The following is an 18,862-nucleotide window of genomic DNA, read 5'->3' on the forward strand; positions in this document are numbered from 1 at the left end:
GGACGTGGTAGTCACCGAACTGCACGTGCATGAGGCCGGGCACCTTGGACGCCGGGTCGGCGTCCTTGTAGTACTCGACCCCCTGCACCAGCGACGCGGCGCAGTTGCCCACGCCGACGACGGCTACGCGAACCGAACCCATTCCGGCTGCTCCCTGTGTGTACGAGTGAGGTCCTGAGCGGACCTCACGAGGCGGTGTCGTCGGGCGTATCCGGCGGGGAGTCCTCTCCCCGCCGCGGCAGGCCGCCCGACGCTCCAGATGTGGTGTCCTGCGAAGCGGTCTCCCCGGTGACGGAACCCTTGAGGTCCCGTCCCGCCCGCTCGCTCTCGATGAGCTCGTTCAGCCAGCGCACTTCGCGCTCCACGGACTCCATCCCGTGGCGCTGGAGCTCGAGGGTGTAGTCGTCGAGGCGCTCCCGGGTACGCGCGAGCGAGGCGCGCATCTTCTCCAGGCGCTCCTCCAGGCGGCTGCGGCGCCCCTCCAGGACGCGCATGCGCACATCGCGGGAGGTCTGCCCGAAGAAGGCGAAACGAGCGGCGAAGTGCTCGTCCTCGTACGCGTCGGGTCCCGTCTGTGAGAGCAGTTCCTCGAAGTGCTCCTTACCTTCCGCCGTCAGCCGGTAGACGATCTTGGCGCGGCGGCCCGTGAGCGGAGCGGCGGGAGGCTCCTGCTGGGCTCCTCCCGATTCCTCGACCAACCAGCCGTTCGCGACGAGCGCCTTGAGGCAGGGGTACAGCGTCCCGTAGCTGAAGGCACGGAACACACCCAGTGACGTATTGAGTCGTTTGCGCAGCTCATAGCCGTGCATCGGGGCCTCACGGAGCAGTCCGAGTACGGCGAACTCGAGGATGCCGGAACGCCGGCTCATGGTCGCCTCCTCTCTGCCACGGCCTCACCGAGACGTCTTTATGTCGTGCTGATGTATCGACTCGATACATCAGCACGATAGAACGCCCCTCCATCAGCGACAAGAGGGGGCACGGTGAACGGGATCACATCACCGTTTCGTGGGACGCAACTTGCCTGTTTTGGGATGAAGTTCGGTGCTCGGTCGGTTTCGCCGGTGCGTAGTCTGTGCGCCATGCAAACCACCGGGAACCGAGTGATGCCCGGGGGCGTCGTCGTCCCTGGTGCAGTACGGGTGAATGCGGGGATGACCGCATCCGTACTCCGGGGGGACCGGAAAGCAGCTGCCGTTTCGAGGCGCGCACGGGTGCGCCTGCCCGAGGAGTAGTCGTTCGATGAGCGAGCACCGTCGCAAACCGCCGCCGTCGCAGGGAGGCGGACGTGCGGCCGCCCGACGCGGCCAGTCGGCGCCCTCCGGCCGCCGCGCGGCTCCGCGAGGCGCCACCGGATCTCCCTCCGGCTCCTATGGTCCGGAGGGTGACGAGCGCCCGTACGGGGGCCGTGCCGAGGCCCGCCGGGCGGCGCAGAGAGGATCGGGCGGCGGCCGCCGCAGAGCGGCCGAGGGCCCGGGACGCGGCCGGGGGCGCGCTGCCCCGTCGGCCCGTAAACGGTTCATCGACTACCCGCGCGCGGGCAAGTACGGCGTCGCGCGCTGGATGCCGTCGTGGCGGCTGGTCACCGGACTGTTCATCGGCTTCTTCGGGAGCATGGTGGCGGTGGCGGGCATCGGGTACGCCGTGGTGGGCGTACCCGACCCGGCGAAGGCCGCGGAGGCGCAGAACAACGTCTACTACTGGGCCGACGGCAGCCAGATGGTCGCCACCGGTGGCGAGATAAACCGCCAGATCATCCCGTACGAAGAGATCCCCGAAGCGATGCGGTTCGCGGTCATGTCGGCCGAGAACAAGACGTTCCTGGAGGACAGCGGCATCGACCCCAGGGGCATCGGGCGCGCCCTGCTGAACATGGCCACGGGTGGTCAGACACAGGGCGGCTCGACCATCACTCAGCAGTACGTGAAGAACGCGATGCTGAACGACCAGTCGCAGACCCTGTCCCGGAAGTTCAAAGAGCTCTTCATCTCCATCAAGGTGGGCCAGCAGGTCTCCAAGGAGAAGGTCATGGCGGGTTACCTGAACACCGCCTACTACGGCCGGGGCGCCTACGGCCTCCAGGCAGCCTCCCGCGCGTACTTCGGCAAGAAGGCCGCCGAGCTGAATGCGAGCGAGTGCGCCTTCCTGGCATCGGTGCTGAAGGGAGCGACCTACTACGACCCGGCCGGCGCCACGTCGATCGACCCGGCCGCCACTCCTCAGGACAACCGGATGCGGGCCGAGAAGCGCTGGAAGTGGATCCTCGACGAAATGGTCGCGGACGGGCGTATCGAACAGGCCGAGCGGGACAAGTTCACGGAGTTCCCCGAGGTGCAGAGCCCGCGGTCGAACACTCAGCTGAGCGGCCAGATCGGTTACCTCGTCGATCTCGCCCAGGCTTACATCATCAACAACACCGACATCACCGCTGAGCAGCTGCAGCAGGGCGGCTACGAGATCCACACCACCTTCGACAAGAAGATGGTCGATCAGCTCGAAGCGGCCGTCACGAAGGTGCAGAAGGAGAACATCGATCCCGAGAAGCGCCCGGAGACGGACACCCACGTGGAGTTCGGTGGCGCGTCGGTGGATCCGGCGTCGGGTGCGATCAAGGCGATCTACGGCGGTGTCGACGCGACCGAGCACTTCACCAACAACGCGGACCAGACCGGTGCGCAGGTGGGTTCGACGTTCAAGCCGTTCGTCCTGGCGGCAGCCATGAAGTGGGGCGTCCGCGATCCCGACGGCGACCCCGTCCAGGCTCAGGACGAGCGCACCATCGCCTCCCCGGAGAGCCTGTACAGCGGCAAGAACAAGCTGAAGATCAACACGTACGACGGGAACGTCTGGCACAACGAGGAGGGCAAGGAGTGGCTGCAGGTCAACGACGGTGACGAGTCGTACGGCGAGCCGCCGAAGTACGACATCACCCTCCGCGAGGCGATGAGGATCTCGGCCAACTCCGCCTTCGTCCAGCTCGGCATGGACGTCGGCCTGGACAAGGTCAAGGAGGCCGCCGTGGACGCGGGCATCCTCGAGAGCAGCCTGGCCAGCGCCGACTACCCGTCCTTCTCGATCGGTACGTCCGATCCCAGCGCCATCCGTCTGGCCGGTGCGTACGCCACCTTCGCGGCCAGTGGCACGAGGTACGACCTCCACTCGGTGTCGGAGGTGACCGACCGGGACGGTGTCGTGTTCTCGCACGACAGTGTCGCGGAGAAGGAGAACGTCTTCGAGGCCAAGGTCGCCGACAACGTCACCGACGTCCTGAAGACCGTGGTCGACGACGGTACGGGTACCAGCGCCGCACTGCCCGGTCGTGAGGTGGCCGGCAAGACCGGCACCACCGACGGCAACAAGTCCGCCTGGTTCGTCGGGTACACCCCGCAGTTGTCGACCGCCATCGGCATGTACCGGATGGACGACGACGAGAACAACAAGAACCGCGAGTTCCTGGAGATGTACGGCACCGGAAACGAGGACTCCATCCACGGTGCCTCGTTCCCGGCGGAGATCTGGCACGACTACATGGAGCAGGCGCTCAAGGGCAAGGAAGTCATCGACTTCCCGACGCCCGAGCCCATCGGTGAGGTCATCAACGACGAACCGGACCCGATCCCGACTCCGACGGTGACCGAGACCGAGGAGGAGGAAGAGAGCCCTGAGCCGAGCCCGACGCCGACCGAGAGCGAAGATCCCGAGCCCAGCACGTCGCCGAGCCAGACCTGCAACAACCCGTTCGATCCCACGTGTGGAGGCACGATCGGAAACGACAACGGCGGCAATGAGAGCGGCGATCCGGATGACGAGGCGTCCCCCTCGGCATCGCAGAGCGAGAGCGACTCACAAGGCAATGACAGCGGTGGTGGTTTCTTCGCCGGGACCAATGGAAAAGGCAACGAAGACTGACACGGTTGAGGCTGTTTCACGTGAAACGGCCATCGTGGGGCGTTCCACGTGAAACGAGGGCCGCCGCACCCGCCTGGGTGCGGCGGCCCTCGGCCTGTGCCCAGGTGCGTACGGCAGGATGTGCCGCATGCCCAGTGCAGACACGACGCAAGTGAGCGTGGACGAGCCGGACCTCGTGCGGCCGACGAGGGAGGACGAGATCGCGGCTTCCGGCAGTGAGCTGATCGGCGGCCCCGTCGGGCGGCGCGCACTGCTCGGGACGTCCTGGTGGACTCCCGTACGGGTGATCGCGCTCGTCGCGATCGGCATGTTCGCCCTCGGCATGGTGCAGAAACTGCCCTGCTACGACGGCGCCTGGTTCTTCGGAGCCAGTTCCCAGTACACGCACGCCTGCTACTCGGACATTCCGCACCTTTACCAGGGACGCGGCTTCGCCGACGGGCTCGTGCCGTACTTCGACAAGCTGCCCGGCGATATGGAGTACCTGGAGTACCCGGTGCTGACCGGCGTCTTCATGGAAGTCGCCTCCTGGCTCACCCCCGGCAGCGGCAGCATCCAGGACCAGGAGCAGTGGTACTGGATGGTCAACGCGGGGATGCTGATGGCGTGCGCGGCGGTCATCGCCGTGTGCACCGTGCGCACCCAGCGGCGGCGCCCCTGGGACGGCCTCCTGGTCGCTCTCGCGCCCGCCTTCGCGCTGACGGCCACGATCAACTGGGACCTGCTCGCCGTGGCACTGCTGGCCGCGGCTCTGCTGATGTGGTCCCGGGAGCGTCCTCTCGCCTTCGGCGTCCTGATCGGACTCGCCACGGCGGCCAAGTTCTACCCGTTCCTGGTGCTCGGTCCGCTGTTGGTGCTGTGCTGGCGGGCTGGTAGGTGGCGGGAGTTCGGCACCGCCCTGTCGGGCGCGGTGGGAGCCTGGCTGATCGTGAACCTCCCGGTGATGCTGCTCGCACCGGAGGGATGGGCGAAGTTCTACGGCTTCAGCCGTGAGCGCGGCGTCGACTTCGGCTCCGTCTTCCTGGTGATCTCACAGCGGATGAACATCCAGATCACTCCGGAGACGGCCAACGCCTACGCGATGATCATGATGGTGCTGGCCTGTGCGGGCATCGCCGCGATGACGTTCACCGCGCCACGCCGGCCGCGCTTCGCCCAGCTCGCCTTTCTGATCGTCGCGGCCTTCATCCTCACCAACAAGGTCTACTCGCCGCAGTACGTGCTGTGGCTCGTCCCGCTCGCCGCGCTGGCCCGGCCGCGCTGGCGGGACTTCCTGGTCTGGCAGGCGTGCGAGGTCATGTACTTCCTCGGTATCTGGATGTACCTCGCGTACACGACCAGCGGGGACGCCCACAAGGGACTGCCGGTCGAGGGCTACCACCTCGCGGTCGTCCTGCACCTTGTGGGGACGCTCTACCTGTGTGCGGTCGTCGTGCGCGACATCTACATGCCGGAGCGGGACGTGGTCCGGAGGGCCGGCGACGACGATCCGGCGGGCGGAGTGCTGGACGGGGCGAAGGACGTCTTCGTGCTGGGCCGGGCGGCCGTACCGCATCCCGTGCCGCAGGAGACGCACCCCGGCGGACCGCCTGTCGAGTGGGGCAACCGGGATCCAGAGCACCGTTCGCCTTGAGCGAACACGCTGGGGGGTGCCGGGACACAACGGGGGCCCGGGACACGGACGGTACCCGGATGCCGCAGAGGGCCGTACACGAAGTCCGTGTACGGCCCTCTGCGTGGCCATCTCGGGAGCCGGACGCCCGCCAGGCGTCCGGGCCGCTGCTGTTGTCCTCTGAAAGGCTCCTGGGGGCGCTCACGCCCCGCGCAGTTCAGTGATCGACGATCCGGTCGAACTGGGTCGTGGTGTGTCGCAGATGAGCGACGAGTTCGTCGCCCACCTGCGGTTCCGGGGCGTCCGCGGGCACGAACAGAATCGACACCTGCATGTGCGGAGGCTCGGCGAACCAGCGCTGCTTGCCGCCCCAGACGAACGGGGCGAGGTTGCGGTTCACCGTGGCGAGACCCGCGCGGGCGACGCCCTTGGCGCGCGGCATGACGCCGTGCAGCGCCTTGGGAGCCTCCAGGCCCACACCGTGCGACGTACCGCCCGCCACGACCACCAGGAAGCCGTCCGAGGCCGCCTTCTGCTGCCGGTAACCGAAGCGGTCGCCCTTGGCCACGCGGGTGACGTCCAGGACGGCCCCGCGGTACTCGGTCGCTTCGTGGTCCCCGAGCCACAACCGGGTGCCGATACGGGCGCGGAAGCGGGTCTGCGGGAACTGCTGCTGCAACCGGACGAGTTCCTCGGCCTTGAGGTGGCTCACGAACATGGTGTGCAGCGGGAGCCGGGCCGCGCGAAGCCGGTCCATCCAGCCGATGACCTCCTCGACGGCGTCCGAGCCGTCGGTACGGTCCAGCGGCAGATGGATGGCGAAGCCCTCCAGCCGGACGTTCTCTATGGCGGCGTGGAGCTGGGGCAGGTCCTGCTCGCTCACGCCGTGCCGCTTCATCGAGGACATGACCTCGATCACCACACGGGCGCCCACGAGGCCGTACACGCCGTCGATGGACGAGACCGAGCGAATGACGCGGTCGGGCAGCGGGACGGGCTCCTCGCCCCTCCTGAACGGCGTGAGTACCAGCAGGTCACCACTGAAGTAGTCCTTGATCCGCGCGGCTTCGTACGTCGTGCCGACGGCGAGGACGTCCGTACCGAGGCGCGTGGCCTCCTCCGCCAGCCGCTCGTGGCCGAAGCCGTAGCCGTTGCCCTTGCAGACGGGCACGAGGCCCGGGAACTGCTCCTGCACGTGCTTGTGGTGTGCCCGCCAGCGCGCGGTGTCGACGTAGAGCGTGAGCGCCATGGCCGGTCCCGGAACCTTTCTCGTGGCTTGCGGTGTATCAGTGGATGAAACGGAATTGTGGTGCATCCGCCGGAGCGGCGCGGCCGGGCGGCCGGATCAGCGGCGCGACATGTAGATGTCCAGCGCCTTGTGCAGCAGCTTGTTGAGCGGGAAGTCCCACTCGCCGAGGTACTCGGCCGCCTGTCCGCCCGTACCCACCTTGAACTGGATCAGGCCGAAGAGGTGGTCGGTCTCGTCCAGCGAGTCGGAGATGCCGCGCAGGTCGTAGACGGTTGCGCCGAGGGCGTAGGCGTCGCGCAGCATCCGCCACTGCATCGCGTTCGAGGGCCGCACCTCGCGCCCGATGTTGTCCGAGGCGCCGTACGAGTACCAGACGTGGCCGCCGACCACCAGCATCGTCGCCGCCGAGAGGTTCACCCCGTTGTGCCGGGCGAAGTACAGCCGCATGCGGTTGGGGTCCTCGGTGTTGAGGGCCGTCCACATGCGCTGGAAGTACGACAGCGGGCGGGGCCGGAAACGGTCGCGGACGGCGGTGATCTCGTACAGCCGCTGCCACTCCTCCAGGTCGTGGTAGCCACCCTGGACCACCTCGACGCCCGCCTTCTCGGCCTTCTTGATGTTGCGGCGCCACAGCTGGTTGAAGTTCTTGTGGACCTCTTCCAGGGACCGGTTGGCCAGCGGCACCTGGTAGACGTAACGGGGCTGCACGTCGCCGAAGCCGGCGCCGCCGTCCTCGCCCTGCTGCCACCCCATGCGGCGCAGTTTGTCGGCCACCTCGAAGGCACGCGGCTCGATGAAGTCGGCCTCGATGTCCCGCAGACGCTTCACGTCCGGGTCCTGGATGCCCTTCTTGATGGACGTGGCCTCCCAGCGCCGGATGATCACCGGCGGGCCCATCTTCACGGAGAAGGCACCCTGCTGCTTGAGGTGCGCGAGCATCGGCTCGAGCCACTCGACGAGGTTCGGCGCGTACCAGTTGATGACCGGACCCTCGGGCAGATAAGCGAGATAACGCTTGATCTTGGGCAGCTGGCGGTAGAGGACCAGGCCCACGCCGACCAGTTCACCGGTTCTGCCGTCGAACCAGCCGAGGCTCTCGGAGCGCCACTCCGCCTTGACATCTGCCCAGGCCGGGACCTGCATGTGGCTCGCCGACGGCAGGCTCTGGATGTACGCCAGATGCTGCTCTCGGCTGATGGTCCTCAGGGTCAGGCTCATTCGGGGCGCTCCTCGGGCTGGTGTGTCCCCATGGGTACAGGGGCTCCGGCTCTCGCGCCGAAGCCTACTGCGCCCTGCGCGCCCCCCGTTTGGGCGTGGGCAACCTGCGCCCCACCCGGTACGGGACCGGGGCGCAGGAAGGGCATCGCGAACGTGTGTCCGGACGGCGGCGGGCGATCCGTCGCCCGGCCGACACCGGTCAGCCGGCGATGCCCCCGAAGAGGCCACCGTGGGCCATGCCGAGGAAGAACCCGATACCCGAGGCGCCGAGTCCCAGGATCAGGCCGAAGCGCTCACGGGTCGTCTCCGAGATGTACTGCCCGTAGGCGCCGGTGAAGATCCCTACCAGTCCGGCCCAGGAGCTGACCAGGTGCAGGTGGTGGAACCCGGCCGTGACGAGGGAGAGCACACCGAGCACGAGCGTCACGGCCAGCAGGGTGTTCTGCACTGGATGGGACCGGTGATCGGTGGCGAACAGGGAGCCTGCCATGCGGGGTCGCATTGTCTGTGTCATGGGCACCTCCTGCGGAAGGCGGAGCATCGTAGCGCCGCACACACCCGATGTGTACCGATTGTCGGTCACTGCCGCCGGATTTCAACCGGAAGCGGGTGTGCGGGTACCCTGTACCGTCTGCACCGGTGTCTGCCCAGGCTATGGCCGGGTTTCCCGACCGGGACCCCCGATTGTCAGTGGTGGCCGATACCGTTGCGTACGCATAACAACCCTCCTGCCACGGAACGACCGTGGCCGCTGAGTCCAGAGGAGGTGGGTTCCACATGCGTCACTACGAGGTGATGGTCATCCTCGACCCCGATCTGGAGGAGCGCTCCGTCGCCCCCCTGATCGAGAACTTCCTGTCCGTCGTCCGTGAGGGCAACGGCAAGGTGGAGAAGGTCGACACCTGGGGCCGTCGTCGTCTCGCGTACGAGATCAAGAAGAAGCCCGAGGGGATCTACTCGGTCATCGACCTGCAGGCCGAGCCTGCGGTCGTCAAGGAGCTCGACCGCCAGATGAACCTGAACGAGTCGGTCCTCCGGACCAAGGTCCTCCGTCCCGAGACTCACTGAGCTCTCCAGCTCGGCTGACTCCGGGATTCGAGTAGCAGCACAAGCAGCCAGCAGCAAACCCGCCGAGAGGTTCCCCATGGCAGGCGAGACCGTCATCACGGTCGTCGGCAATCTTGTCGATGATCCCGAGCTGCGCTTCACCCCTTCCGGTGCGGCGGTCGCGAAGTTCCGTGTCGCGTCCACGCCCCGCACCTTCGACCGCCAGACGAACGAGTGGAAGGACGGCGAGAGCCTCTTCCTGACCTGCTCGGTCTGGCGCCAGGCGGCGGAGAACGTCGCCGAGTCGCTCCAGCGAGGCATGCGCGTCATCGTGCAGGGCCGGCTGAAGCAGCGGTCCTACGAGGATCGTGAGGGCGTCAAGCGCACGGTCTACGAGCTCGACGTCGACGAGGTCGGCGCCAGCCTGCGCAACGCCACGGCCAAGGTCACCAAGACCTCCGGCCGCGGTGGCCAGGGCGGATACGGCGGCGGTGGCGGCCAGGGTGGCGGCGGCTGGGGCGGTGGCCCCGGTGGCGGCCAGCAGGGCGGCGGCGCTCCGGCCGACGACCCCTGGGCGACCGGCGCTCCCGCCGGCGGCCAGGGCGGTGGCGGCTGGGGCGGCGGTTCCGGCGGCTCCGGCGGTGGCGGCGGCTACTCGGACGAGCCCCCCTTCTAGGCCTCCGGGCCGGGGGTGGGGCGCACCCACACTTCTTGATCACACAGGAGAAACACCATGGCGAAGCCGCCTGTGCGCAAGCCGAAGAAAAAGGTCTGCGCTTTCTGCAAGGACAAGGTCACGTACGTGGACTACAAGGACACGAACATGCTGCGGAAGTTCATTTCCGACCGCGGCAAGATCCGTGCCCGCCGCGTGACCGGCAACTGCACGCAGCACCAGCGTGACGTCGCCACGGCCGTGAAGAACAGCCGTGAGATGGCGCTGCTGCCCTACACCTCCACCGCGCGCTAAGGGAAGGGTGACCGACTCATGAAGATCATCCTCACCCACGAGGTCTCCGGCCTCGGTGCCGCGGGCGACGTCGTCGACGTCAAGGACGGTTACGCTCGCAACTACCTGATCCCGCGGAAGTTCGCCATCCGCTGGACCAAGGGCGGCGAGAAGGACGTCGAGCAGATCCGTCGTGCTCGCAAGATCCACGAGATCCAGACCATCGAGCAGGCCAACCAGGTGAAGGCCCAGCTCGAGGGCGTCAAGGTTCGCCTGGCCGTCCGCTCCGGCGACGCCGGCCGTCTCTTCGGTTCCGTCACCCCGGCCGACATCGCTTCGGCGATCAAGGCGTCCGGTGGCCCCGAGGTCGACAAGCGCCGCATCGAGCTGGGCACGCCGATCAAGACGCTGGGCGCCCACGAGACGTCCGTGCGTCTGCACCCCGAGGTGGCCGCCAAGGTCAACATCGAGGTTGTCGCGGCCTGACCGTCGCGTTCGGCAGAACTGAGAGAAGGGCCGCATCCCTCGGGATGCGGCCCTTCTCCCTGTCCCGGGTGCTACGGACAGGTGGGGCACTCGAAACCCAGGCGACGTTTCACGTGAAACCGCACTCGATGATCTGAAATCTCCGATCAGCGGGTCGCACCCGTGACGATCCAGCGGCCCGAGCGGGAACGCTGCCACAAGGTGAGCAGGCGTGTCGCCATCATGAGGGTCATCGCCCCCCAGAGAGCGGTCAGCCCACCACCGAGGGTCGGCACGAGTAGTGCTACGGGCGTGAACACGGCCAGCGTCAGCAGCATGGCCCAAGCGAGGTAGGGACCGTCACCGGCACCCATCAGAACACCGTCGAGGACGAATACGACTCCGGAGATCGGCTGGGAGAGCGCCACGACGAGGAGAGCGGGCAGCGCTGTGTCCTGGACGAGCGGATCACTTGTGAAGAGGGGCACGAACACGGGACGGCTGACGATGACGAGGAGTCCCAGCGCGATCCCGGTGGCGATACCCCACTGCACCATGCGGCGGCAGACGTCGCGAGCCCCCTGGGCGTCGCCCGCCCCGAGATACCGGCCGATGATGGCCTGCCCGGCTATGGCGATCGCGTCGAGCGCGAAAGCCAGCAGGCTCCACAGGGACAGAATGATCTGGTGGGCGGCGACGTCCGCGTCCCCGAGCCTCGCGGCGACCGCGGTGGCGATCATCAGAATCGCTCGTAGCGACAGCGTACGCACCAGGAGTGGTGCCCCGGCCCTGGCAGAGGCCCGGATCCCGGTGGCATCGGGGCGGAGGGAAGCGCCGTGGCGGCGTGCTCCGCGGATCACGACCCAGAGGTAGACGGCGACCATTCCGTACTGGGCGATGACGGTGCCCCAGGCAGAACCGGCGATGCCGAGGTCGGCGCCGTACACCAGGCCCGCGTTGAGAGCGGCGTTGGCCACGAAGCCCCCGCCGGCGACGTACAACGGTGTCTTCGTGTCCTGGAGTCCGCGCAGCACGCCAGTGACGGCGAGCACGACGAGCATCGCCGGGATGCCCAGTGCGGAGATGCGCAGATAGGTCGTCGCGTACGGGGCCGCGGTGTCCGAGGCACCGAACAGGCTCACCAACGTGGGCGCGGTCGGCAGGACGACGGCGATGACGGCGGCGCCGAGCAGCAGCGCCAGCCAGATGCCGTCCATGCCCTGGCGAATGGCGGCACGTAGATCCCCGGCCCCCACGCGACGGGAGACGGCGGCCGTGGTGGCGTACGCCAGAAAGACGAAGACGCTCACGGCGGTGGTCAGCAGGGCGGAGGCGACGCCGAGGCCGGCGAGTTGCGCGGTGCCGAGGTGGCCGACGATGGCGGTGTCGGCCAGGAGGAAGAGAGGCTCGGCGACGAGCGCGCCGAAGGCCGGAACCGCCAGCGTGACGATCTCTCTGTCGTGCCGACGCCGGACGGCTCTGGATGCGGTGGGAGCCTGTGTCATGACCACCAATCTAATCTTCCACAGGTAAGGCGTACACCTGATTGGTGACCCTTACGAGGCATATCTCCGGGCGTGTCGCGGTGGGCCGTTCGAGAGGATCTTGGCCCAGTCGGCGAAGTTTTTCTTCTGCACAGCCCGTGGATGGGAAAACAGCAGGTCAAAAGCGTTTGTTCCAGGCGGTCGGGGGCTTGTTCACAGGGCTGTCCACTGTCTCGTGCACAGGTTTCGCGGGGTTCTCCACAGCATCGGGGCGGTCGTCCACATGGCCTGTGGATAACCAGATTGGCTGACGCTGCCGAGCGGCCTACCGTGGTCCGGCGCCCGACCCGTCCTCGGCCCTTGGAAGTCGCACAAATCCGACGCGGCTGAAGCGGAGTTGGGTCTCTCATATGTCAGTGCCGTGCCGTATCAAAGAGAGGCACGGCTAGGTCCGCACGGCGGACGGGAGGAGGTGGCCCGGTGAGCATTTCCGAGCCATTGGACGAGCCGTGGGCCGACAGCGGACCCGGCGACCGTCTGCCCGCCTCCCGCCGGCGCGGGAACGACGGACGGGGACGCGACGAGCAGCATGAGCGCGGCCGGGACGGTGATGCCTGGGAAAGCGCGGGGTCGTCCTTCGAACGTGTTCCTCCGCAGGATCTCAACGCGGAGCAGTCCGTGCTGGGCGGCATGCTCCTGTCGAAGGACGCCATCGCGGACGTCGTGGAGATCCTCAAGGGCCAGGACTTCTACAAGCCGGCTCACGAAACGATCTACCAGGCGATTCTCGACGTCTACGCGAAGGGGGAGCCGGCCGACCCCATCACCATCGCGGCCGAACTCACCAAGCGTGGTGAGATCACCAAGGTCGGCGGGGCCGCTTATCTGCACACCCTCGTCCAGACCGTCCCGACGGCGGCGAACGCCGAGTACTACGCCGAGATCGTCCACGAGCGCGCGGTCCTGCGACGTCTCGTCGAGGCCGGTACGCGCATCACGCAGATGGGATACGCGGGCGACGACGACGTCGACGAAATCGTCAACAGAGCTCAGGCGGAGATCTTCGCGGTCACCGAGCAGCGCACCACAGAGGACTATCTGCCGCTCGGTGACATCATGGAGGGCGCGCTCGACGAGATCGAGGCGATCGGCTCGCGGTCGGGCGAGATGACCGGCGTACCGACCGGCTTCACCGACCTCGACCAGCTCACCAACGGACTGCACCCCGGCCAGATGATCATTATCGCGGCCCGTCCCGCCATGGGTAAGTCCACACTGGCGCTGGACTTCGCGCGGGCAGCTTCCATCAAGCACAATCTGCCCAGCGTCATCTTCTCGCTCGAGATGGGCCGCAACGAGATCGCGATGCGGCTGTTGTCGGCCGAGGCCCGTGTCGCCCTGCACCACATGCGGTCCGGCACGATGACCGATGAGGACTGGACCCGGCTGGCCCGCCGTATGCCCGACGTCTCGGCCGCGCCGCTCTACATCGACGACTCCCCGAATCTGTCGATGATGGAGATCCGCGCCAAGTGCCGCCGTCTGAAACAGCGCAACGACCTCAAGCTGGTGGTCATCGACTATCTGCAGCTCATGCAGTCGGGCGGCAAGCGGTCCGAGAGCCGGCAGCAGGAGGTCTCCGACATGTCCCGGAACCTGAAGCTGCTGGCCAAGGAGCTGGAGCTGCCGGTGATCGCTCTGTCCCAGCTCAACCGAGGTCCCGAACAGCGCACGGACAAGAAGCCCATGGTCTCCGACCTGCGAGAGTCCGGCTCGATCGAGCAGGACGCGGACATGGTGATCCTGCTGCACCGCGAGGACGCGTACGAGAAGGAGTCGCCGCGCGCGGGCGAGGCGGACATCATCGTGGGCAAGCACCGTAACGGCCCGACGGCCACCATCACGGTCGCCTTCCAGGGGCACTACTCGCGGTTCGTCGACATGGCCCAGACCTGATCGCCGGGCAGCGGTCGTAGGGAACGGCGATCGGACCGATCCGCTCCGCATCCGGGAAAATACGCTCGACGCAGGGCGCCTGACCGGATGGACTGGGTCCATGACGACATCTCAGGGAGAGCTGCTTCCAGGTACACGCAGGGCTCTGCTGCACCGCATCGCCGTGGCCCAGGCCGAAGGACGCGCACCGTCGCTCGTCGCGACCGTCGTCCGGGGCGGCGACACCGTCTGGTCCGGAGCGCGCAGTGCGTTGGACGGGTACGAACCCGATGAGAACGTGCAGTACCGGATCGGGTCGATCACCAAGACGTTCACCGCTGTTCTCGTACTGCGCCTCCGTGACGAGGGACTGCTGGACCTCGGTGACCAGCTGGAGAAGCATCTGCCGGGTACGGGCGCGGGAGAGGCGACGGTCGCAGAGCTCCTGGCGCACACCGGCGGTCTGGCGGCGGAGTCCCCGGCGCCCTGGTGGGAGCGCACTCCCGGCTCGCTACGGCCGGAACTCGCCGATGTGCTGGGCGACCAGCCCCATCGGCATCCCATCGGCCGCCGATTCCACTACTCCAACCCCGGCTACACGCTCCTGGGCGCGCTCGTCGAGGAGCTCCGCGGCGCGTCGTGGGAGGACGTGCTGAGCCGTGAGGTGCTCCAGCCCCTGGGACTGCACCGTACGAGCGTGCACCCCCGGGAGCCGCACGCGGCGGGCTGGGCCGTGCACCCGTGGGCGGACGTGATGCTTCCGGAACCCACCGAGGACCTGGGGCGCATGGCGCCCGCGGGCCAGCTCTGGTCCACCACGAGCGACCTCGCGCGTTTCGCGGTGTTCCTCGCCCGGGGGGACGACCGGGTGCTGAGCGCGGAGTCCGTTCGCGAGATGCGGACGCCCGCCGCGCCGGCCGAGACCGGAGAGGTGGCCGCGGGATCGGCGTACGGGCTCGGCATGCAGCTCCAGCACCGGGACGGGCGGTTCCTGGTCGGGCACGCGGGGTCCCTGCCCGGCTTCCTGGCGGGCCTCACGATCAGCGTCGAGGACGACGTGGCGGCCGTCGTACTGGCCAACTGCACCTCAGGACCACTGGTATCGGCCACCGCTGCGGACCTGGTACGCATTGTGGCGGAGGCCGAGCCCAGGATCCCCGAGCCGTGGCGGCCGTTGCCCGAGGTGGACCGTGCGGTGCTGGAGCTGGCGGGCCAGTGGTACTGGGGGACGCACGCCTTCGCGCTACGGCTCGAAGCCGAGGGAGGGGTCTCGCTGAGGCCCTTGGCGGACGGCTCCCGCCGCTCGCGTTTCCGGGCGAACGGAGACGGCACGTGGACCGGGCTCGACGACTACTTCGCCGGGGAGTCACTGCGGACCGTGCGACGGCCTGACGGGCAGGTCGACCATCTCGACCTCGGATCGTTCGTCTTCACGCGTCAGCCGTACGACCAGACGGCTCAGGTGCCGGGCGGAGTGGATGCGGAGGGATGGCGCGGCTTCGCGTGAGGGCCGTCGTACGGGGCGGCTCCCAGGCCGAGTGGCGTTCGTACGCGCCGAGGGTGCTGTTCCACGTGAAACAGCACCCTCGGGCACAGGCAGTGGTCCACGCTCGCTCAGAGCGGCAACTTGAACCCCACGTGGGAGGCCACGAAGCCCAGCCGCTTGTAGAAGCGCTGGGCATCGGTGCGGGTGGCGTCGGAGGTCAGCTGCACCAGCTGACACCCCTGGCGTCGGGACTCGTCGATCGCCCACTGGATGAGCTGCGTACCGAGGCCACTACGGCGTGCGTCGGCATGGATGCGAACGCCTTCGATGATCGAGCGCGTGGCGCCCCTGCGGGACAGTCCGGGGATGATCGTGAGCTGGAGGGTACCGACGACATGCTTTTCGCGCACCGCGACAACCAGGTGCTGATTCGGGTCGCCGTCGAGACGCTCGAAGGCCGAGAGGTAGGGCGTCAGGTCTCCCAGTGACTCCCGCTGCGCGCCGAGCGGATCGTCGGCGAGCATCGCCACGATGACGGGAACGTCGTCGGCCACGGCCCGGCGTATCTGGATATCGCTCATGGCGGCAATCTAAACGGCCGCGTGCAGTGACTCCACGGCACGGACCAGGGGGGCGAGCTCCGCATCTTCGGCGGCCTTGTCGAGTGCCTCACGCAGGGCGGTGTCGTTGGTGGGGCGCGCTTCCGCGAGCAGCTCGAGGCCGGCTTCGGTGACGTTCGTGTAGATGCCGCGCCGATCCGTGGGGCACAGATAGCGCTCGAGGAGTCCACGGTTCTCGAGCCGGGTGACCAGCCGGGTGGTGGCGCTCTGGCTGAGGACGACCGCGTCGGCCACCTGCTTCATCTGCAGATGGCCCCCGTCGCCGTCGTGCTGTCGGCTGAGCACGTCGAGCAGGGAGTACTCGCGCACGCTCAGGTCGTGCTTGGTCTGCAGGGTGCGCTCTATGTGGGCCTCGATCCTGCCGTGCAGCAGTGAAAGGGCGTACCAGCCCTGGGAGAGAGCGGTGAGCGCGGGATCCGTCGCTGTCATGCGTGTTCCTCCGTCCCGAGGCGGTTGCCTTCAAGGGTAGAACACCGAAGCAAAAGCCAGCACTCGCTGTTAATACGCCCTTGCAATGATTGACCCGGTGCTCGGGAAGCGACCCAGGCGCCCTCAGCCTGCGGCCACCGTCAGGGGCGCGAACCTACGGGTCCAGTCGCCGGGCAACTCCGCGATCCCGTGAGTCATCACCGAGTTGAATGCCACGGAGGACAGGCCGCGCTGCTTCACCCACGCCAGTAGCTCCTCATGGCGCACGTCGATGTCGGTACGCAGAGGACGGTCGGTGTGAGCGGCCAACGAAGCGATCAGTGCCTTCGCCGTTTCGGTGTCACGGGCGATCAGCGGGCCGACAACATCCGTGTCCGTGTTCGGCCAGGCGGCTGCGTATCCGATGATCCGGCCGTTCTCCTCGGCGACACGCAACTGGTCGGCGAAGGCTGGGAGGCGGGTGATCACATGAGTGCGATCCGTCCCGAAGATTTCCTCATCGAGCCGGAGGATGGTGGTCATGTCTTCGGCACCGGCCGGACGCGTGGCGGCCGTGGGCTCCGGACCGCCGGGTGAGAACGGCCCGATGACCATCTCGGTCCGTCCGGTGACCTTGAACCCGAGCTCCTCGTAGAGAGGACGGCCATGCGGTGTCGCGTGCAGGGTCAACGGAATCGCCGCGAAGTCCCCGACCACGTGCCGCATCAGACGGCGGCCGACGCCTTGGCGGGCGTACCGCTCGGCCACCAGCACCATGCCGATCGCTGCGAGGCCGGGGCGATCCACCGGGCCGTAGGCCGTGACGACGCAGGCGCAGACGAGACCACCCCGAGGGTCATCGATGCCGTAGCCCCTTCCGGCGGTGAGGAGCAGCCTCCACTTGTGTTCTTCGCGAGGCCAGCCCCGGTCCTCGGACAAGTCGGCGCAGGCACTGAGGTCGTGGGGCGTCAGGGGGCGAATGGGGAGAGCGTCGAGGGAAGCAGTCGGCACGAAGGTCAGGTTGTCCGACCTGCTGCCCTCGCGTCCACCGATTTGGTGTGGAAGGTAGGTCCTTTTCGTCGTGCCGCACGCCGAGGAGCGGCCGAGCGATCGGTCGTTTCACGTGGAACAGCGATTGGACGCGTCGTGATGTGCTTACTGCGTCACATCTCACACTTTTGCCTACTTGTCCGTACAGGCCGGGAGTCCCGGTTGAATATGGCCGCTCGGTCGACTGGGGCCAAGCGGGAAGAAAAACGTCGTCTGGGGGAAGGTCGGCGACTTCCGATGGGGGAAGGGTGCAGAACGACCAAAAGATGTGTGAGGTCAGGCACGGGATGGACGCTGTGGCCACGCCCTCACCGGACGCCGTACTCATTCGGCGGACCATGACCACGATCTTGCCGATCGCCGACGAGGTGACCTCACACTTCTACGCCCTGCTCTTCGTGCGGCATCCCGAACTGCGTGCGCTCTTCCCGCCGGCGATGAACACCCAACGGGACCGTCTGCTCGCAGCGCTGCTGACCGCGGCCGAGCACATCGACGACACGTCTGTCCTCGTCGATTACCTGCAGCACCTCGGCCGGGGGCACCGCAAGTACGGCACGCGTCCTGAGCACTACCCGGCCGTCGGAGAGTGCCTCATCGGAGCACTGACGCGGTATACCGGATCCGTCTGGAACGACGAGATGGAAGCGGCCTGGGTCCGGGCGTACACGACGATCTCTCAAGTGATGATCGACGCGGCGGCCACGGACGAGGAGCATGCTCCGCCCTGGTGGATGGCCGAGATCGTCTCGCATGAACTGAGAACTCCCGACGTCGCCGTTCTCACCGTCCGCCCGGACCAGCCGTACCCCTTCGTCGCCGGGCAGTACACGATGGTGGAGACACCTTGGTGGCCGCGGATCTGGCGGCACTACTCGTTCGCCTCGGCGCCTCGGGCGGACGGTCTGCTCACCTTCCATGTGAGGGCCATACCGGCGGGCTGGGTGTCCAACGCTCTGGCGCATCGCGCCCGTCCCGGTGACGTCATCCGGCTCGGCCCGCCGACCGGCTCCATGACGGTCGACCACACCACCGACAGCGCGCTGCTGTGCCTCGGCGGCGGTACGGGCATAGCGCCGATCAAGGCCCTCCTGGAGGACGTCGCCGAACACGGCGTGCGGCGCCTGGTCGAGGTCTTCTACGGAGCCCGTACGAGTGTCGATCTGTACGACTTGGAAACGCTGCTGCGGATGCAACAGCGGCACTCGTGGCTTGACGTCCGCCCGGTCGTGGACAGGTACGGCAGCGTCCAACTCCCTGGCGTCATCCGTGAGTACGGCCCATGGAACGAGCATGAGGCGTATCTGTCGGGTCCGCCCGGCATGATCCGCAGCGGTGTGGACGCTTTGCTGGCCGTCGGTGTCCCCTCCGAGCGCATAAGGCACGACTCGGTGGAAGAGCTGGTGGCAGCCGGTTACTGAACCGTCACA

17 protein-coding genes and 1 pseudogene are annotated in these 18,862 nt (G+C 67.6%); 9 read left to right on the forward strand and 9 right to left on the reverse strand.

Annotated features, from left to right (window positions below):
- Together IEZ04_RS24030 and IEZ04_RS24035 are read right to left on the reverse strand one after the other, a co-directional pair.
- Positions 1–142 (reverse strand): annotated as a pseudogene (locus IEZ04_RS24030) (inositol-3-phosphate synthase); the annotation flags it as partial.
- Between the two features lie 43 nt (positions 143–185).
- The gene (locus IEZ04_RS24035) at positions 186–869 is read right to left on the reverse strand and encodes a PadR family transcriptional regulator (protein ID WP_189219027.1); all 684 of its coding nucleotides are present in this window, start codon (positions 867–869) and stop codon (positions 186–188) included.
- 373 nt (positions 870–1,242) lie between these two features.
- On the opposite strand from IEZ04_RS24035, the gene IEZ04_RS24040 reads away from it, so the two are divergent.
- Together IEZ04_RS24040 and IEZ04_RS24045 are read left to right on the forward strand one after the other, a co-directional pair.
- The gene (locus IEZ04_RS24040) at positions 1,243–3,909 is read left to right on the forward strand and encodes a transglycosylase domain-containing protein (RefSeq protein ID WP_189219028.1); all 2,667 of its coding nucleotides are present in this window, start codon (positions 1,243–1,245) and stop codon (positions 3,907–3,909) included.
- A 118-nt stretch (positions 3,910–4,027) separates the two neighbouring features.
- Positions 4,028–5,542 carry a glycosyltransferase family 87 protein gene (locus IEZ04_RS24045; RefSeq protein ID WP_189219029.1) on the forward strand — a complete coding sequence of 505 codons (1,515 nt, stop codon included), beginning with the start codon at positions 4,028–4,030 and terminating at the stop codon, positions 5,540–5,542.
- 196 nt (positions 5,543–5,738) lie between these two features.
- Here the strand turns inward: IEZ04_RS24045 and IEZ04_RS24050 are convergent, their stop codons facing one another.
- The 3 genes from IEZ04_RS24050 to IEZ04_RS24060 all read right to left on the reverse strand — a co-directional run bounded on the left by IEZ04_RS24050 (position 5,739) and on the right by IEZ04_RS24060 (position 8,502).
- Entirely contained in the window at positions 5,739–6,770 is a 1,032-nt protein-coding gene (locus IEZ04_RS24050; RefSeq protein ID WP_189219030.1) for an alanine racemase, read from the reverse strand.
- 96 nt (positions 6,771–6,866) lie between these two features.
- Entirely contained in the window at positions 6,867–7,988 is a 1,122-nt protein-coding gene (gene femX, locus IEZ04_RS24055; RefSeq protein ID WP_189219031.1) for a peptidoglycan bridge formation glycyltransferase FemX, read from the reverse strand.
- A 199-nt stretch (positions 7,989–8,187) separates the two neighbouring features.
- Entirely contained in the window at positions 8,188–8,502 is a 315-nt protein-coding gene (locus tag IEZ04_RS24060; RefSeq protein ID WP_189219032.1) for a hypothetical protein, read from the reverse strand.
- Positions 8,503–8,765: 263 nt separating this feature from the next.
- On the opposite strand from IEZ04_RS24060, the gene rpsF reads away from it, so the two are divergent.
- From rpsF to rplI, 4 genes are all read left to right on the forward strand, one after another.
- Positions 8,766–9,056: a 30S ribosomal protein S6 gene (rpsF, locus tag IEZ04_RS24065; RefSeq protein WP_100827172.1), complete on the forward strand. Its 291-nt coding sequence runs from the start codon at positions 8,766–8,768 to the stop codon at positions 9,054–9,056.
- Positions 9,057–9,132: 76 nt separating this feature from the next.
- On the forward strand, positions 9,133–9,711 hold the full coding sequence (locus IEZ04_RS24070; protein ID WP_189219033.1) for a single-stranded DNA-binding protein: 579 nt from the start codon (positions 9,133–9,135) through the stop codon (positions 9,709–9,711).
- A 57-nt stretch (positions 9,712–9,768) separates the two neighbouring features.
- Entirely contained in the window at positions 9,769–10,005 is a 237-nt protein-coding gene (gene rpsR / locus IEZ04_RS24075) for a 30S ribosomal protein S18 (protein ID WP_003949403.1), read from the forward strand.
- Between the two features lie 18 nt (positions 10,006–10,023).
- Positions 10,024–10,470, forward strand: a complete 447-nt coding sequence (gene rplI, locus IEZ04_RS24080) for a 50S ribosomal protein L9 (RefSeq protein ID WP_189219034.1) — start codon at positions 10,024–10,026, stop codon at positions 10,468–10,470.
- A gap of 146 nt (positions 10,471–10,616) precedes the next feature.
- On the opposite strand, the gene IEZ04_RS24085 is transcribed toward rplI, so the two are convergent.
- Entirely contained in the window at positions 10,617–11,963 is a 1,347-nt protein-coding gene (locus IEZ04_RS24085) for an MATE family efflux transporter (RefSeq protein WP_373296353.1), read from the reverse strand.
- Between the two features lie 450 nt (positions 11,964–12,413).
- Between IEZ04_RS24085 and dnaB the strand changes: the two genes are divergently transcribed.
- Both dnaB and IEZ04_RS24095 read left to right on the forward strand, forming a co-directional pair.
- Positions 12,414–13,889, forward strand: coding sequence for a replicative DNA helicase (dnaB, locus tag IEZ04_RS24090; RefSeq protein WP_189219036.1), 1,476 nt, complete (start codon positions 12,414–12,416; stop codon positions 13,887–13,889).
- A gap of 100 nt (positions 13,890–13,989) precedes the next feature.
- Complete coding sequence (locus IEZ04_RS24095) at positions 13,990–15,375, forward strand: serine hydrolase domain-containing protein (protein WP_189219037.1); 1,386 nt, start codon at positions 13,990–13,992, stop codon at positions 15,373–15,375.
- Positions 15,376–15,482: 107 nt separating this feature from the next.
- On the opposite strand, the gene IEZ04_RS24100 is transcribed toward IEZ04_RS24095, so the two are convergent.
- The 3 genes from IEZ04_RS24100 to IEZ04_RS24110 all read right to left on the reverse strand — a co-directional run bounded on the left by IEZ04_RS24100 (position 15,483) and on the right by IEZ04_RS24110 (position 17,393).
- Positions 15,483–15,935, reverse strand: a complete 453-nt coding sequence (locus IEZ04_RS24100; RefSeq protein WP_189219038.1) for a GNAT family N-acetyltransferase — start codon at positions 15,933–15,935, stop codon at positions 15,483–15,485.
- A gap of 9 nt (positions 15,936–15,944) precedes the next feature.
- Positions 15,945–16,403, reverse strand: coding sequence for a MarR family winged helix-turn-helix transcriptional regulator (locus IEZ04_RS24105; protein ID WP_189219039.1), 459 nt, complete (start codon positions 16,401–16,403; stop codon positions 15,945–15,947).
- Between the two features lie 123 nt (positions 16,404–16,526).
- Positions 16,527–17,393: a GNAT family N-acetyltransferase gene (locus IEZ04_RS24110; RefSeq protein ID WP_189219040.1), complete on the reverse strand. Its 867-nt coding sequence runs from the start codon at positions 17,391–17,393 to the stop codon at positions 16,527–16,529.
- Positions 17,394–17,560: 167 nt separating this feature from the next.
- On the opposite strand from IEZ04_RS24110, the gene IEZ04_RS24115 reads away from it, so the two are divergent.
- Positions 17,561–18,853, forward strand: a complete 1,293-nt coding sequence (locus IEZ04_RS24115; protein WP_373296356.1) for a globin domain-containing protein — start codon at positions 17,561–17,563, stop codon at positions 18,851–18,853.
- Positions 18,854–18,862: the final 9 nt, after the last annotated feature.

This window comes from Streptomyces ruber (genome assembly GCF_014648075.1).
In the GTDB taxonomy this organism is placed as follows: Bacteria; Actinomycetota; Actinomycetes; order Streptomycetales; family Streptomycetaceae; genus Streptomyces; species Streptomyces ruber.

Bases quoted from the DNA above. Each gene is read 5' to 3' on its own strand.
- IEZ04_RS24035 (WP_189219027.1), bottom strand. From the start codon at position 869: ATGAGCCGGCGTTCCGGCATCCTCGAGTTCGCCGTACTCGGACTGCTC.
- IEZ04_RS24040 (WP_189219028.1), top strand. From the start codon at position 1,243: ATGAGCGAGCACCGTCGCAAACCGCCGCCGTCGCAGGGAGGCGGACGT.
- IEZ04_RS24045 (WP_189219029.1), top strand. From the start codon at position 4,028: ATGTGCCGCATGCCCAGTGCAGACACGACGCAAGTGAGCGTGGACGAG.
- IEZ04_RS24050 (WP_189219030.1), bottom strand. From the start codon at position 6,770: ATGGCGCTCACGCTCTACGTCGACACCGCGCGCTGGCGGGCACACCAC.
- femX (WP_189219031.1), bottom strand. From the start codon at position 7,988: ATGAGCCTGACCCTGAGGACCATCAGCCGAGAGCAGCATCTGGCGTAC.
- IEZ04_RS24060 (WP_189219032.1), bottom strand. From the start codon at position 8,502: ATGACACAGACAATGCGACCCCGCATGGCAGGCTCCCTGTTCGCCACC.
- rpsF (WP_100827172.1), top strand. From the start codon at position 8,766: ATGCGTCACTACGAGGTGATGGTCATCCTCGACCCCGATCTGGAGGAG.
- IEZ04_RS24070 (WP_189219033.1), top strand. From the start codon at position 9,133: ATGGCAGGCGAGACCGTCATCACGGTCGTCGGCAATCTTGTCGATGAT.
- rpsR (WP_003949403.1), top strand. From the start codon at position 9,769: ATGGCGAAGCCGCCTGTGCGCAAGCCGAAGAAAAAGGTCTGCGCTTTC.
- rplI (WP_189219034.1), top strand. From the start codon at position 10,024: ATGAAGATCATCCTCACCCACGAGGTCTCCGGCCTCGGTGCCGCGGGC.
- IEZ04_RS24095 (WP_189219037.1), top strand. From the start codon at position 13,990: ATGACGACATCTCAGGGAGAGCTGCTTCCAGGTACACGCAGGGCTCTG.
- IEZ04_RS24100 (WP_189219038.1), bottom strand. From the start codon at position 15,935: ATGAGCGATATCCAGATACGCCGGGCCGTGGCCGACGACGTTCCCGTC.
- IEZ04_RS24105 (WP_189219039.1), bottom strand. From the start codon at position 16,403: ATGACAGCGACGGATCCCGCGCTCACCGCTCTCTCCCAGGGCTGGTAC.